This is a genomic window from Mesorhizobium sp. LSJC285A00 (assembly GCF_000503155.1).
Classification (GTDB): domain Bacteria; phylum Pseudomonadota; class Alphaproteobacteria; order Rhizobiales; family Rhizobiaceae; genus Mesorhizobium.
The window spans coordinates 1-13233 of record NZ_AYVK01000073.1; the positions used below are offsets into that span (position 1 = coordinate 1).

Consider the following 13233-nt stretch of genomic DNA (forward strand, 5'->3'; position numbering starts at 1 on the left):
GGCAGGTTGGGCAGGGTAGACCGTGACGGCAGCGAAATTCTGGAGGCGGTGTAGGCGTACATGGCTGTTTTCCCGGTTGATCCGTGACACAGCTATCGCGCGAATCGGCCGGCGCCGAAATTCGGTTATGTCCCTACGGGAAACTACCTAGAACCGCTGCTCCTACACGTCCAGCCATCGCTTTCGCAGGCCGCCGCAGTAGAAAACACCTATTCACTTGCTTCGCGGCCCGACACCTGGTCGATCAAGATACGGAAGAAAACGTGGGGCGCGCTGTCCGACACCGGAGGTGTGACCGGCTTGAGGGCGCCGGGCTCCCACCAGTCAGCGTGCTTGCTCAACACCGACCATGCGTGGTCGCGCTCGCGCTTGTGGCCAACCCGGTCCGGCAGTTCCTCATAGCGGCCATCGACGACAACGCTTCGCCATCCTCGCCCTTGGCCGCGCTCATCGACCTGGACGGATACCAGCGGATTGCCTCGCATCCATTCGATCTTCTTGCCCGGCATGGAAAATACATAGAGGTGATTGTCCGCATGTGCGTAGTACAGGGGCACGATGTAGGGCCGCCCATTCTTTGCGCATGCGAGCCGGCCAACGCGATTGGCCGTCAGCAATCTCGTACATTCCAAGGCAGAAAGTGTGCGGACCATCATCGGAGCCATCTCCTATTTCTCACAGCCAGCGCAAGGTGTTGTTTGCCTTGCCGCGTTGAACCATGACCATGCGGGTGCTTTCGCCTTGGCTCACGGCGGCAAAGCGCACATTCGCGCATTCGGCAATTGCGGAAAATGATTCAGATCAAGGCGCGAGCTGGCGCTTCTGCGGATCATGAGGAGATGTGGAAACCAATCCTCACCGCTCCGTTTGGGCGCAACCTCAAACTGGCCGTCTTCGACGAGGACGGTGAGCATGCGCTCGTGTTTCCCTGCAGGAAGGAGCGGGACGGCTGGAGGAACGTCGCCACCGGCGCATGGGTCGACATCCGTCCGACCCACTGGCGCGACTGGGAGCCTCACCGGGTGCCAACTCGCGACGGCAATCCCTTTGGAGACCATCCCTAGGGCTTGGATTCAACGATCAACGCCATGCGCACAAGATGTGACAGACTGCCGGCGCCCATCTTGCTCATGACATTGGCGCGATGGATCTCAACAGTGCGTGGGCTGATTCCAAGGTCATAGGCGATCGTCTTGTTCGGCAAACCCGACACAAGCCCGTCCAGCACCTGGCGCTCACGATCTGTCAACGTCGACAGACGCCCGCGAATATCCGCGGACTGAGGGTGGGATGCATTGACCTGGTTGCGGTTGGCCAACGCTGAGCGGATCGCCTCGATCAACATCTCATCGTCGAATGGCTTCTCGATGAAATCGCAAGCGCCTTCCTTCATTGCCTGAACGGCTAGCGCCACATCCGCATGGCCCGTCATGACGATGACCGGAATTCTATGCCCGCCTGCTCTGAGCTGGCGCAGAAACTCGATGCCGTCTATGCCCGGCATGCGCACATCGGTGACGATGCAGCCCTCGAGACTGCCAGACGCCGTCGACAGGAAGGCCGTGGCGGAATCATGCAGGCGGACCGCAAAGTCTGCCGTGCCCAACAGAAATCCAAGCGACTTGCGGACGTCCAGGTCATCGTCGACCACGTGCACCAGATCATTAGCGGCCATTGGTGACCTCATCCTTATCGACGATGCGCAATGTAAACCTGAAAGCGGTCCCGCCGGCCGGCATTGCCTCGGCCCATATGTGACCGCCATGCGATTCAATTATGGTGCGGCAAATAGACAGGCCGACGCCCATGCCCTGCTTTTTCGTGGTGACGAATGGCTGGAACAGTTGGGCCGAAACCTCCGGCGCGAGACCGGCGCCGGTGTCGATGACGCTCACCTCCGCCATCCCGTCGGCGCGCGCAATAGTCGTGACCAGCAGTTCGCGTCGCGGCGCGTCTTGCATGGCTTCGACAGCATTGCGCATCAGGTTCAGCATAACCTGCTGGATCTGGATGCGATCGGTTAACACCAGTTCGGCAGCAGGATCGAGCTTGTAGCGGACAAGGACATTTATCTCCCTTGCCCCGACTAGGGCCAGCGAGGAGGCCTCTTCGATGAGCGCCGGCAGCCGTTCGACCTGACGCTCGCTTTCGCCTCTTGCAACGAAGTCTCTGAGATGGCGAATGACGTTTCCAGCCCGCAGCGCCTGCTCAGCGGCCTTTTCGACGGCATCCCGCAGGATGGGCGCATTCTCTTCGGTGCTTTTCTCGAGCAGCCGACGACTGCCCCTCAAATAATTGGTGATGGCCGTCAGCGGCTGATTGATCTCGTGAGCAAGGGTCGAGGCCATTTCGCCAAGTGCTGTAAACCGCGCCATATGGAGAAGCTCCTGCTGCTGCTCCTGGATTCTAGCTTCTGCCCGATGGCGTTCGGTCAGGTCGCGGCAAAAGCCGGTAAAGAAGCGTCCGGTTCCCGGATGCATCTCGCCGACGGAAAGCTCCATCGGGAAGGTCGAACCATCCTTGCGCATCCCGGTGACGGTGCGCCCGAGCCCGATAATCCGGCGCTCTCCGGTGGTCAGGTAGCGAAGCAGATAGGCATCATGCTCGTCGCGGTAGGGCGGGGGCATCAGCATTTTCACGTTTTGGCCAATGACCTCACCTGACTGATAGCCAAACAATGTTTCGGCGGCTGTGCTGAAGGATTGGATCCCGCCTTGCTCATCGATGACGACCATTGCATCCGGCACTGTTGCCAGGATCGATCGCAAATGGTCCTCACGCAGCCGAAGAGCTGCGTTTGCAAAGGAGAGTTCGCTGACATCCGTGCCTTCGATGAAGATCGCGGTGATACGGCCATCGTCGGACTTGATGGGCTGATAGACGAAATCAAGGATGCGCTCTTCGAGCGGCCCGTCGGCCTTGTTGCGAAGGCCGACCTTTACGCCCTGGCCTCTGTATGGCTCGCCGGTCGTGTAGACCTGGTCCAGATGTCCGAAAAACTCATCTCCTTCGAACTCGGCAAAGGCTTCCCTGACTGACTTTCCAATCACCTGCCTGTTGCCGATCAACCGCTGGTAGGCGGCATTGGTCAGTTCGAAAACGTGACCCGGCTCGCGCATGAGCGCGATGAAGCCCGGAGCCTGATCGAACATCCGCGACAAGAGGGCTTTCAGTGTCGTCCCACCGGGCGACAAACTGAGCGCTTCCTCTTTGATCACCTGAAATTCCTGGGTTCGAGACGGTGCTACCAGGGCTACCTATCACTTCTCATCGCACAGGCAAAACAGATCGCGACGGCGGTTCCGCAAGAGATTCCGTTGGTAGGCGCAATTGGCGGGGTCTTTGACGCGCATCAAGGCACCGGACGCTGACGAATGCGACTCATCACGCATAGCGCCGCTCCAGTGAAAGGCACCCGCAATGGCCTACAAGTCAATCATCGTGAACCTCGCCATCGATGCGGCTCCTGCGCCCATTGTTCAGGTGGGTATCGAACTTGCCAAGCGATTTGGAGCGCATATTGTTGGCTTGGCGGCAGCCGATGTCCCACCTTTGGTCGCGACAGGCGAAGGGATGGTCTCCGAAGGTGAGATCATGCAGATCCAACGAACTGAGATCGAAAAGCGGCTCGCCGAATTGCGTGCAGTGTTCGAAAGAATGGTGCCGGTTTCCGTTACAAGCGAATGGGCACAGTCCGTCTGCAGTCCGACCCGGTTCCTCAGCGTTATGGCCAGGGCGGCCGACCTTATCGTCACCGGCTGCGGCGATGGAGACAATGTCTTTCGTGCTGTTGATATCGGCAGCCTCACGCTCGGTGCGGGCCGGCCAGTCTTGATCACTGCAGGTAATATGGAACATATCCGCGCAAAAACCGTGCTGGTTGCCTGGAAGGACACCAGGGAGGCACGGCGTGCGGTAGCCGATGCACTGCCTTTTCTGGAAAAGGCCAGCGACGTTGTCGTCGCCACGATAGACACCAGCCGCAACGAAACCAGTCGAGACAGCCTCGACGATGTCGCCGTTTTCCTTGACCACCATGGCATCAAGGCGCGAACCGAGCTGATCGCCGGCAAGGCTGATGGCGACCGGTTGCTGAGTTTCGCGCGCTCGATCCATGCGGACCTGATCGTCTCGGGCGCCTATGGCCATAGCCGCTTGCGGGAATGGGCATTTGGCGGCGTCACTCGCACGCTCATCGAAGAGAGCGGCATCAGCCGTTTCATGTCGCATTGAAGGAGAAGTTGACCAGCAACCTGTCTCGGCCGGAGCGGGTTACGTCCTGCGGCGCGCCTGGAGACCCTCAGCCTCGGGACACCGCGACGGTGCTAGCAACATGTTCGAGGTGGGGGTGCCCACGACGCAGCGGCTGCGTTCATTTGTTTTCCGAAGCGAACAACGGCCAGATCTAGACCTGGCCCGAGCAATCGGCCTGCCGGTCAGCGGACGTCTTCGACCACCTGCCATTCCGTTTGGTTTCATGCTCCCCGTCACGGCCCAGGGTTGGCAATGATGCCGCCTGTTGATCGAGATCAACGCCACCCGCCACCATCGGCGGCAAGGTTGGCCGGTAGGCAGGAGTGATCAACATGACCTTTCTCGATTACCTGATTTCGGTCGACGCCAGAACGGCGCTAATGGGTCGAATGATGCGGACGCTCGGGGTCGACAGACATCTGAAAGTCGTGGCAGACCATGAGGCAGTCACCAATCGGGCGGTGGACCGCTGCCGTTCCTGCGGGCACCAGGATGAATGCTCAACCTGGCTTGACGAACACCAGCAATCCGAGAACCCGCCAGACTATTGCCGCAACAGCGACTTGATCGCTCGACTGCAGCATGCGGCCGGGCAACGTTAGGCATCGAGCAGGCAGCCCGACGAGGTCGTACGGTCCGCGTTTTGGCGAGGGCCAACGCAAACCAAGTTTTTGCACTGATAAGTCTGCTTCCACGGGACCATGCACATTGGACAATCTACTGTTTCTGGTAGCATTTGTGCTCTTTGTCGCACCAGGGCCTACCAACGCTCTTTTGATGGCGGGGGCGGTCAAGCAAGAGAAAGCGGTCAAGCTTTTGGCCGCACAAGCATGCGGATACGGGATCGCATCCGCATGCTGGTTTTCGCTGCGTCCCGTTGTATCGCCGGATGCGATTCAAGTACTTAGACTAATTGCAGCAGCATGGCTCGTGTGTCTTGGCCTGCGTCTGACGGCGAGTGGTCGGATGAACGTGTCCCGAAACGGCGACGCTATTTCTGTTGCGGTGACCAGTGCCCTGAACCCGAAGGCCTTTATTTATTGCCTGGCTATCGTGCCGATTGATATCGAACCGCGCGCGCTGGGGATCTTCTGGATCACGCTCCTGGTGATGACGGCTGCCACCGGATCGGTGTGGCTTTTGCTAGGTCGGCGCTTCAGCGGAAGCAAAAGAATGGCAGAGCGAGTTGCGGGCGCGGCGCTTGTTGCATTCGCGCTGTTGCTCCTTCGGCCATTGATACCTCTGGTCGCGATCTGAGAGCGGCGAAGCCCTGCGCGAAAACCGAGTCTGTCGTGGATGCGGCGTTGAAACCCCGCTGGCACGGCGGCCCGTGATACTAACTCGGTGGTGGCCGGGCCACCGCTAGGAAACAAGGAGGACGGACACTGGATCGGCGCAGAAGAGACCATCCTCGACCGCTTTGACGCCGACGACGTTTTCGGCCGCAACAATGGTTGCCTGGCGCGCGCGTTCGTCGAAGATGCCGCCGCTCAGTTTCACCATGCCATTGTTCACCGTCACGTTGATCGTGTCCTTGCCGGCCCATTTTTGTGTCGCTAGCTCGGCCATGATGTTCTGCCGGATCTGTTCGTCATCGATGGCTGCAGCGGCTGCATCCGGAAGGACGCTTATCAATGCCTGCAGAAGATCGGAGCGGGTGATGATGCCGACGACTTTTCCAGCGTCGACGACAGGGATGCGTTTGACATGGTAACGCGTCATGAGCTCGACGACCTCGTCGAGCGATGCGGTGGGGGATGCCGTGACGACATCTTGTGACATCACCTCCTCAACCCGACGCCCATTGGCGTGGACATATTCATCGGCGGCCTTTCCGGGGCTGACCAGAAACTCCAGCCAGCGTGAGCGCTGGCGCTGCGTGCCCAGTTCCCCGCGATGCAGGAAATCGCCCTCGCTGACGATCCCGACCAGGGTGCCGTCGCGGCCAATGACCGGAAAGCCGCTGATCTTTTTGGCGAGCATCCACCCGGCAGCCTCGGCGATCGATGCGGACGGGTCTATGCCGACGACCGGCTTGCTCATAATGGCTTCGGCTTGCATGCCAACCTCCTCAAATGGTTACTATTCATATCGAGGCCAGGCGCGCTGTGCCTTGATCTGAATCATTTTTAGATTGCGTAAGCGCAACGAAGGCAGTCCGAGCCGGATTTATGAAGAGGGCTTCGCAAATCGCGGAGGGTCATCATGAAACAGTGCAGCTCGATCAACCCCGATATGGTCGTCGACGAAATCATGAGGAAATGGCCGGCAACGGTCGCTGTGGTATTGAGACACAAGATGCTCTGCGTCGGCTGTCCGATAGGCACTTTCCATACGGTGACCGAGGCGTGCCTGGAACATCAAGTCGATGAGGGCGACTTTCTGGTCGAACTCGAATTGGCCATTCGAGGTGAACGATGACGGTCAGTCCTTTTCCCGGTTCTCGGCCAGAACCACAAGGCGATGCGCATCTTTGACCGTGACCCTCTGGCGCCCGCTGACAATTATTCCGTTCTCTTCCCATTTGCTGAGCAGCCGGCTGACGGTGTGCAGCGTCGTTCCCGTCATCTCGGCAATGTCCTGCCTCGAAATCGGGAAATCGATTTCGATGCCGCTGTCCGTTTTTCGGCCGGTCTGGTTCACCAGTCGCAGAAGCGCATGCGCAACCCGCTGCTCCACCTGTTCCGTGGACATCTCCACCACCCGCGTCTGCGTCTCCTGCAGCCTGCTTCCAACCGTCCTGTAAGTGGCTGCCCCAAACACGGGGAAGCGTCGGGACAGATCAGGCCACAGGGCGTTGGCCCAGGCCAGCACCACGCAGTCGACAGCCGCGACGGCACTTGCGGGATAGGTCGTCCGGCCAAGGGCTGCGGCGACGCCAAAGATCTCGCCTTCGCTGATGTATCTGGCGATGACCTGCTGTCCGTCCGGCGTGGTGCGGACCACCCGTATGTGCCCGGCGATCAGCACGAAGAAGGAATGGGCTTCGGCTTCCTGCGCGAAGATCGCTGCCTCCTTGGCATAGCGAGACGATCGTGCATTTCGCAGGATCTCGCTCTGCTCGTCCGGCGTAAGCCCCTGGAAGAGCGGCAGCTGCGAAATCAGCGATCGGTCCAGCGCAGCCAAGCGGATCCCTCACGGCTCTACGGTTCCGCATCAGTCGTGCGGGAGACCTTTCTTATCCCGAGTTTGCGCCAGCGCAAATTGTCGCCGGCCGCGTCAGGCTAAATGGCATGGAACGGCGCAATGCCGCGAAGACGAAACAAAGGACAAATCGATGAAACTCACCATCCTCGCTGCCGCAATCTCGATCCTGGCGCTCGCAAGCGGCGCAAGCGCTGAAGAGCATGTGGTGCAAATGCTCAACAAGGGCGAAAAAGGCGCCATGGTTTTCCAGCCAGCTTTCGTCAAGGCGGCGCCCGGCGACACCGTCAAGTTCGTGCCGACCGACAAGACCCACGACGCCGAGTCGATCAAGGGCATGCTTCCGGATGGCGCTGAGCCTTTCAAGGGAAAGCCCAGCGAGGAAATCACCGTCACGCTGACAAAGGAGGGTGTCTACGGCGTCAAATGCGCGCCTCACTACGGCATGGGGATGGTCGCGCTGATCGTTGTCGGCAAGCCGGTCAATCTCGATACCGCCAAGGCGGTAAAGCATCCCGGGAAGGCAAAAACGGTGTTCGCCGACCTGTTCACCCAGGTTCCTGCCAACTGAGAGCAATCGATACAGGCATGCCTGCCGCATAAAGGGCGGGCACGGGCCGGACGGACCGAGGGCGGCGGTTCATCCGGCGCTGTTCATTTGGAGATACAAATCATGGGAATTCCACGCCTGCGGGCCTACGCCGGGCCTGCACTTCTTTCCTATGGGTTCAGGCCCTTCTTTTTGCTCGGGTCGCTGTATGCTGCGCTGTCCGTTCTGCTTTGGCTGCCGATCTATGCCGGCGAACTCGATGCCCACAGTGCGTTTCTCCCGGTCGACTGGCACATCCATGAAATGTTGTTCGGCTATCTGCCGGCGATCGTTACCGGGTTCTTGCTGACCGCCATCCCGAACTGGACCGGCCGGGTGCCGGTGCAAGGCCTGCCGCTGCTGGCGCTGGTTGTCCTGTGGCTCGCCGGTCGTGCCGCTGTCTTCTTCTCGGCCGATATTGGCTGGCAAGCAGCCGCGTTGATCGACGGTTCTTTTCTGCTTGCGGTCAGTGCTGCGGCGGCACGCGAAATCGTCGCGGGGCGGAACTGGCGCAATCTCAAGGTGCTGCTGCCGCTTGCCGTCCTGGCCGGCGCCAACGGCGCCTTCCACATCGAGGCGCACCTTCACGGCACATCGGACGTCAGCCGAAGGTCCGCGGCGATCATGCTCATTTCACTGATCGGGGGGCGCATCATTCCAAGCTTCACCCGCAACTGGCTCGTCCGCGAAAATCCTGGGCGGCTGCCTGCGCCGTTCGACCGTTTTGACGTCGCCTCGATAGCCATCTCGGCGATCGCCCTCGGAGCATGGACGTTCGCCCCCGGCAACAGCGCCTCAGGGATGCTCATGGCCGTCGCCGCAATCTGCCAGGCGTGGCGTGTGTCGCGGTGGGCAGGCGACCGCACATTCCGGGACCCGCTCGTGCTCATCCTTCACGTGGCTTATGCCTTCGTACCGCTCGGTCTTGCCCTGCTTTCGGCGTCGTTCTTTTTTCCTGGCATCGTGCCGGTCGCAGCTGGGCTCCACGCGTTGGGCGCCGGCGCGATCGGGTCGATGACGCTCGCCGTAATGGCCCGAGCGACGCTCGGACATACCGGCCGGCAATTGCGGGCTGGACGACTAACAACTTTTGTCTTTGCAGCTATTCTGGTCGCAGCCTTGTCGCGCGTCCTTGGCGTTTTTGTCCCCGATGAGGCCATCATTAATCTCGCCGGTGCTGCATGGGTACTGGCATACGCCGGCTTCCTTCTGACTTACGGCGTCGCATTGACGACGCCGAAGGCTCATGCCGTTTGACGGCTACTCCATGCCAAGCGAAGGCGGGATAGCGCCGCCATTCCCTTACGGCTGCGCATCGCCTGGCGCCTTACAAATCTGTAAGCTTTCGGCCGCAATTCCGGGAGCATTTGAGCCGAATAACGCCAAGGTTCCCTCGTTATTCAGTATCGCGACTGCGAGGCTGTTCGAATTGCAAGAGGAATCAAAATGGCAGAAACCAGATTTGGATATTCAGCTTATCAAATTGCGCTTCATTGGATCATAGCAGTGCTGGTGTTATTCCAGCTGTTCTTTGGCGAGAGCATGACGAACGTGGTTGACGCGGCCGAAGATGGAACCCTCGTCTCCCCAGTCGACCAGACATTGGGCTCTACCCACTACTGGGTTGGGGTTTCGATCCTGGCCCTCGTCACGGTCCGGCTGATAATGCGCTTGGTAACGGGTGCTCCCATGCGTGCGGAAGGCGGCACTGGCTGGATGCAGGTCGCCGCGCGGATCTCGCACGGCCTTTTCTATCTGCTCTTGCTCGCAACGCCCATTGTGGGACTTCTCGCCTTCTACGTTGGTGACCCATGGGGCGACATCCATTCGCTCAACAAGCCAGTATTTATGGTCCTGATTTCCGTCCATGCCTTCGCGGCACTGTTCCATCAGTACTGGCTTCGCGATGGCACACTTAGGCGGATGCTGTCGCCCCGCCGATAGGTCTGGCCTGTCAAACAAATCGCCGCCAACGCAGGCACATCGGGTTGCCAGAATCTGACGGGAGTTTCCCGTCAGATTACGCCCAAATGGGTGAGAACATCGTTCGCCCAGCCCGACGAGTCCCGGACCAGCCTGAACCCCAGGTTGTCGGGAGGGGTTCCGACGGCACAGCCGCCGCTTTTTCCGTCGCTGACGAAGTTCGACATGTAGGCTCGGTGAAGCCCTTCAAGGACGTGGACGCCGCAATTGTCGACCGAACTCGCAACGCCGCGCCCATCCGCAGCCAGCGTGGTGCGGACATAACAGGTCGAAGTCCACTCCCAGACGTTGCCGGAAAAGTCGGCGAGGCCCAGGGAATTGAAGCCAAAAGAGCCACGGCTCTTGGGCAGCGGGTCCGGTTTGCGATTGAGGTCCACCTCGGCCTTGTAGCTGGTGAGCCAACGTCTGGCGGGGTTTTTGGCGTCGTTTTCGACACCCTCGAACTCGCCTGCGAACCGTTCCGCCGCGGCAAATGCCCATTCCTCATCGGATGGCAGCCGCCATTGGTCGCCGGTCGCTGTCGAATACCACCGGGCGTATGCGTTGGCATCGAGATAGCTGACGCCGGTCACAGGAGCGCTGGCGGAGATCGTGCGCGCCTCCTGTGCCGGCTGGCAGTTGCCCGCAGCAACGCAGTCAGCATAGTCTTCCGCGCTGACCTGATAGGTCATGATTTCGAGCGGTTGGTCGAGCTGGTGTTTATGACGGGGATTGGCCTGCGGGTGGCCGTCCTTCAGGAACTCGCCGGGTATCGGATAGGTGATGGAGGCGGACAGCAAGGTCCTCGTGGCAGCTACGGCGTGAGGCTGCCGGTCCCAACTGGCCGCCTTTATCGACAGGCCCACCGGCACAGAAGTGGCCGCCATGGAGACCGCGAAAACTTTCAGGATGTAAGGAGACATGTCTGTTGTCCGTGCCCGGACAGCGACGCTGTCCGGGCAATTTGGAGTGCCGTCAGTTGGTGGCGATGGGTTTAGGCGCCTCGACCTGCGTCATCAAATCATCATTCCACTCGCCCTCGACCATGAAGTGAGCGGTCGCCCCGAGTTCCACGGCTTCGATCAGATTGTGGTTGACGTACGCGTAGACACCGGGCTGCAGGAACGTATAGAGCGCTGACCCCGCGGAGCCGCCGCGGATGAACCAGGTTTCCAGATCCTTGGCCGGCGGATTGGCGAATTTGCCCTGTTCCCAGACATAGTCGCCGTGACCACCGATCAGATGCGGCCGCGTATCGCGGTTGGCCTGCGAATGGACGATCAACACGGTCTCGCCGACCTTCGCCTTCATGGCGTTGTCGCCGGTCAGCGAACCGACCTTGCCGTTGAACACCACGTGCGTCGGGATCAGCCCGCGCATGACCTTGACGATATCGTCATACCCATCACCGGCCGATTCGTAGCTCTTGAAGTTTCCCTTCTCATCGCGCGGAATATAGAAGTCGCTCTCGCCGATATAGAAGATCTTGTCGTATTTGACCGGCTCGCCCTTGTCGTTCCTGAGCCCGTCGCGCGGCAGCACCATGATGGCGCCATTCATGCCGGAGACGACATGCCACGGGATCATCGGTCCGCCGGGAGCACAGTGATAGACGAAAGTTCCCGTTCGGGTTGCCTTGAAGCGCAGCGTCACCTGTTCGCCGGGATTGATCAAGGTGAGGGCGCCGCCGCCCAGCGCACCCGTCGCTGCGTGAAAATCGATGTTGTGGGCTAGCGAGTTGGTGTCGGGATTGATGAGCGTCAGCTCGACATAATCGTCCTGGTGGACGACCATCAGCGGGCCCGGGATCGAGCCGTTATAAGTCATTGCATTGAGCTGCGTCCCGTCGGCGTCGATGACCATCGGTTTCTCCTCGATCATCATGGTGAGTTCGACGACCTTCGGACCGCCTTTGGCGATCTGGTCGTGCGGATGCACAAAAGGCGGTGCCACGAGCTTGACCTTGTCGCGGGGAAGTCCTCGAATGTCGGCTTTCGTCACCGTTGCCGACAGTGCGGGCAGTGCCGCCACGGCGGCAGCGCCAATCGCTGCTCCGAAGAGGGCTTCGCGTCGCGTGATCATATCAATCTCCTATCTCAACCGTTGCGGATGAGCAGAAGCTAACTGACCTGACGCAGCGTTTCTTTGCGCTGGCGCAAATTGGTGAGTGTTAATTGGAGCAACAAACAGCCTCGACTGCGGCAATCTTGTGCGTCAAGAATGGTCGAGCAAGTCCCGCTCGGTTTCGAGCTTGGCGATGGACGGGCGTCTTCGCTGCCGACAGCGTGCTCGCCAACCATGACGGGCGCTATACGCTGGAGGAACTCGCCGACAGCCTCATGTCTAAGTGATGTGGGAAGGGAGCAGAACCCAAAGGGACGCTGCTTGGCGTCCCCGCTTTTTTCCGCAGCTATGAAACCATCACCGAGAGCGGATCTGTACGGAGGAAGAGGCTGTCCTTGACTTGTCCGACGCCGGCAACGTTCTCCGCCGCAACGATCGCGGCTTTCCGTTGACGCTCGTCGACAATCGCCCCGGTCAGTTCGACGACGCCGTCGCTGACCCTTACATCAATCAAGTCACCGCCGCCCCACGATTGTCCCTGCAGCTCGGCAAGTACGGCCTTGCGGATCAGGTCGTCATCGGGTGGCGTGGTGCCCTGTTTCGGCATGGCGCGGATCAGGACAGGCAGCAAATCAGTTCGCGTGATGATGCCGACGACCCTGGCCCGATCGACAATCGGCACATTGTTGATGCGGTGTTGCATCATCAAGTTGACAATCTGTGCAATTGAGGCGCCTGGAGACGCCGAAATGACGGCTGTGGTCATCACCTCATGGATGATCCGTCCGTTCGAGCGCGCATAGTCTTCGGCGACTGTGCCCGGGCCAAGATCAAACTCCAGCCAGCGCGGACGCACACGCTGGGTCCCAAGTTCTTCTCGGCGCAAGAAGTCGCTTTTGCTTACAATACCAATCAGGGTGCCGTCGCTGTCTGCTACCGGCAGGCAGCTGACCTTGTTTGAAAGCATGAGCTCGATCGCTTGCGCGATCGTCGCGTTCGCATCCGTCGTGATGACTGGCTTTGTCATTATGGATTCGGCTTGCATCCTCACCCTCCTGATCTTTCGTCGGACGACGATAGGACATCCCGACCCGCGGCGCGTTGATCTGAGTCACTTGGAACAAGGAGGATTCTCCGCGCCGTCGTCGCGGTCGATTAGAATGCGCTCCGCAGCGCCATCGAGATCATCGTACTGGCCGCTTCTCAACGCCCACAGGAAC

Annotated in this window: 17 protein-coding genes; 8 read left to right on the forward strand and 9 right to left on the reverse strand. The window is 59.9% G+C overall.

The features are described from left to right. Positions 1 to 209 precede the first annotated feature (209 nt). Positions 210 to 656, reverse strand: coding sequence for a pyridoxamine 5'-phosphate oxidase family protein (locus X726_RS138055; RefSeq protein ID WP_031215597.1), 447 nt, complete (start codon positions 654 to 656; stop codon positions 210 to 212). Positions 657 to 791: 135 nt separating this feature from the next. Here X726_RS138055 and X726_RS00870 point away from each other — a divergent pair, with 135 nt between their 5' ends. Then, positions 792 to 1064, forward strand: coding sequence for a hypothetical protein (locus X726_RS00870; protein ID WP_023673739.1), 273 nt, complete (start codon positions 792 to 794; stop codon positions 1062 to 1064). Here the strand turns inward: X726_RS00870 and fixJ are convergent. Next, the gene (gene fixJ, locus X726_RS138050; protein ID WP_023673740.1) at positions 1061 to 1675 is read right to left on the reverse strand and encodes a response regulator FixJ; all 615 of its coding nucleotides are present in this window, start codon (positions 1673 to 1675) and stop codon (positions 1061 to 1063) included. The two genes, X726_RS00870 and fixJ, sit on opposite strands and share 4 nt — an antisense overlap. Continuing rightward, positions 1665 to 3218, reverse strand: coding sequence for a PAS domain S-box protein (locus tag X726_RS138045; protein WP_023673741.1), 1554 nt, complete (start codon positions 3216 to 3218; stop codon positions 1665 to 1667). The genes fixJ and X726_RS138045 overlap by 11 nt, the downstream gene beginning before the upstream one ends. Positions 3219 to 3420: 202 nt before the next feature. On the opposite strand from X726_RS138045, the gene X726_RS138040 reads away from it, so the two are divergent. The 3 genes from X726_RS138040 to X726_RS138035 all read left to right on the forward strand — a co-directional run bounded on the left by X726_RS138040 (position 3421) and on the right by X726_RS138035 (position 5511). Then, the gene (locus X726_RS138040; RefSeq protein WP_023673742.1) at positions 3421 to 4233 is read left to right on the forward strand and encodes a universal stress protein; all 813 of its coding nucleotides are present in this window, start codon (positions 3421 to 3423) and stop codon (positions 4231 to 4233) included. Positions 4234 to 4586: 353 nt separating this feature from the next. Further along, positions 4587 to 4856 (forward strand): DUF6455 family protein, encoded by a 270-nt coding sequence (locus X726_RS0136875; RefSeq protein ID WP_023832341.1) that lies wholly within the window; start codon positions 4587 to 4589, stop codon positions 4854 to 4856. Positions 4857 to 4962: 106 nt separating this feature from the next. Next, a complete protein-coding gene (locus X726_RS138035; RefSeq protein ID WP_031215600.1) occupies positions 4963 to 5511 on the forward strand; it encodes a hypothetical protein in 549 nt (182 codons plus the stop codon). A gap of 105 nt (positions 5512 to 5616) precedes the next feature. Here X726_RS138035 and X726_RS138030 read toward each other — a convergent pair whose 3' ends face one another. Beyond that, positions 5617 to 6315 carry a CBS domain-containing protein gene (locus X726_RS138030; RefSeq protein WP_023673745.1) on the reverse strand — a complete coding sequence of 233 codons (699 nt, stop codon included), beginning with the start codon at positions 6313 to 6315 and terminating at the stop codon, positions 5617 to 5619. Between the two features lie 144 nt (positions 6316 to 6459). Here X726_RS138030 and X726_RS138025 point away from each other — a divergent pair, with 144 nt between their 5' ends. After that, positions 6460 to 6675, forward strand: coding sequence for a DUF1858 domain-containing protein (locus tag X726_RS138025; RefSeq protein WP_023673746.1), 216 nt, complete (start codon positions 6460 to 6462; stop codon positions 6673 to 6675). 3 nt (positions 6676 to 6678) lie between these two features. Here X726_RS138025 and X726_RS138020 read toward each other — a convergent pair whose 3' ends face one another. After that, positions 6679 to 7380: a Crp/Fnr family transcriptional regulator gene (locus tag X726_RS138020; RefSeq protein WP_023673747.1), complete on the reverse strand. Its 702-nt coding sequence runs from the start codon at positions 7378 to 7380 to the stop codon at positions 6679 to 6681. 151 nt (positions 7381 to 7531) lie between these two features. On the opposite strand from X726_RS138020, the gene X726_RS138015 reads away from it, so the two are divergent. The 3 genes from X726_RS138015 (at position 7532) to X726_RS138005 (ending at position 9931) form a co-directional block, all read left to right on the forward strand. Then, complete coding sequence (locus tag X726_RS138015; RefSeq protein ID WP_023673748.1) at positions 7532 to 7969, forward strand: pseudoazurin; 438 nt, start codon at positions 7532 to 7534, stop codon at positions 7967 to 7969. Positions 7970 to 8071: 102 nt separating this feature from the next. Next, positions 8072 to 9244, forward strand: a complete 1173-nt coding sequence (locus X726_RS138010) for an NnrS family protein (RefSeq protein ID WP_023673749.1) — start codon at positions 8072 to 8074, stop codon at positions 9242 to 9244. 189 nt (positions 9245 to 9433) lie between these two features. Continuing rightward, positions 9434 to 9931 carry a cytochrome b gene (locus tag X726_RS138005; protein WP_023673750.1) on the forward strand — a complete coding sequence of 166 codons (498 nt, stop codon included), beginning with the start codon at positions 9434 to 9436 and terminating at the stop codon, positions 9929 to 9931. A gap of 71 nt (positions 9932 to 10002) precedes the next feature. Here the strand turns inward: X726_RS138005 and X726_RS138000 are convergent, their stop codons facing one another. From X726_RS138000 to ccoS, 4 genes are all read right to left on the reverse strand, one after another. Continuing rightward, on the reverse strand, positions 10003 to 10872 hold the full coding sequence (locus X726_RS138000; protein WP_031215602.1) for an SUMF1/EgtB/PvdO family nonheme iron enzyme: 870 nt from the start codon (positions 10870 to 10872) through the stop codon (positions 10003 to 10005). Positions 10873 to 10924: 52 nt separating this feature from the next. Next, a complete protein-coding gene (gene nirK, locus X726_RS137995) occupies positions 10925 to 12031 on the reverse strand; it encodes a copper-containing nitrite reductase (RefSeq protein ID WP_023673752.1) in 1107 nt (368 codons plus the stop codon). A 328-nt stretch (positions 12032 to 12359) separates the two neighbouring features. Beyond that, entirely contained in the window at positions 12360 to 13058 is a 699-nt protein-coding gene (locus X726_RS137990) for a CBS domain-containing protein (RefSeq protein WP_031215603.1), read from the reverse strand. A gap of 66 nt (positions 13059 to 13124) precedes the next feature. Continuing rightward, positions 13125 to 13233, reverse strand: a 109-nt coding sequence (ccoS, locus tag X726_RS1000000170080; RefSeq protein WP_023673754.1) for a cbb3-type cytochrome oxidase assembly protein CcoS, incomplete at its 5' end; no start/stop codon positions are given.

Coding starts and splice junctions, on each gene's coding strand:
- X726_RS138030 (WP_023673745.1), bottom strand. CDS start 6,315: ATGCAAGCCGAAGCCATTATGAGCAAGCCGGTCGTCGGCATAGACCCG.
- fixJ (WP_023673740.1), bottom strand. CDS start 1,675: ATGGCCGCTAATGATCTGGTGCACGTGGTCGACGATGACCTGGACGTC.
- X726_RS137990 (WP_031215603.1), bottom strand. CDS start 13,058: ATGCAAGCCGAATCCATAATGACAAAGCCAGTCATCACGACGGATGCG.
- X726_RS138005 (WP_023673750.1), top strand. CDS start 9,434: ATGGCAGAAACCAGATTTGGATATTCAGCTTATCAAATTGCGCTTCAT.
- X726_RS0136875 (WP_023832341.1), top strand. CDS start 4,587: ATGACCTTTCTCGATTACCTGATTTCGGTCGACGCCAGAACGGCGCTA.
- X726_RS00870 (WP_023673739.1), top strand. CDS start 792: ATGATTCAGATCAAGGCGCGAGCTGGCGCTTCTGCGGATCATGAGGAG.
- X726_RS138015 (WP_023673748.1), top strand. CDS start 7,532: ATGAAACTCACCATCCTCGCTGCCGCAATCTCGATCCTGGCGCTCGCA.
- X726_RS138040 (WP_023673742.1), top strand. CDS start 3,421: ATGGCCTACAAGTCAATCATCGTGAACCTCGCCATCGATGCGGCTCCT.
- X726_RS138000 (WP_031215602.1), bottom strand. CDS start 10,872: ATGTCTCCTTACATCCTGAAAGTTTTCGCGGTCTCCATGGCGGCCACT.
- X726_RS138025 (WP_023673746.1), top strand. CDS start 6,460: ATGAAACAGTGCAGCTCGATCAACCCCGATATGGTCGTCGACGAAATC.
- X726_RS138010 (WP_023673749.1), top strand. CDS start 8,072: ATGGGAATTCCACGCCTGCGGGCCTACGCCGGGCCTGCACTTCTTTCC.
- nirK (WP_023673752.1), bottom strand. CDS start 12,031: ATGATCACGCGACGCGAAGCCCTCTTCGGAGCAGCGATTGGCGCTGCC.
- X726_RS138055 (WP_031215597.1), bottom strand. CDS start 656: ATGATGGTCCGCACACTTTCTGCCTTGGAATGTACGAGATTGCTGACG.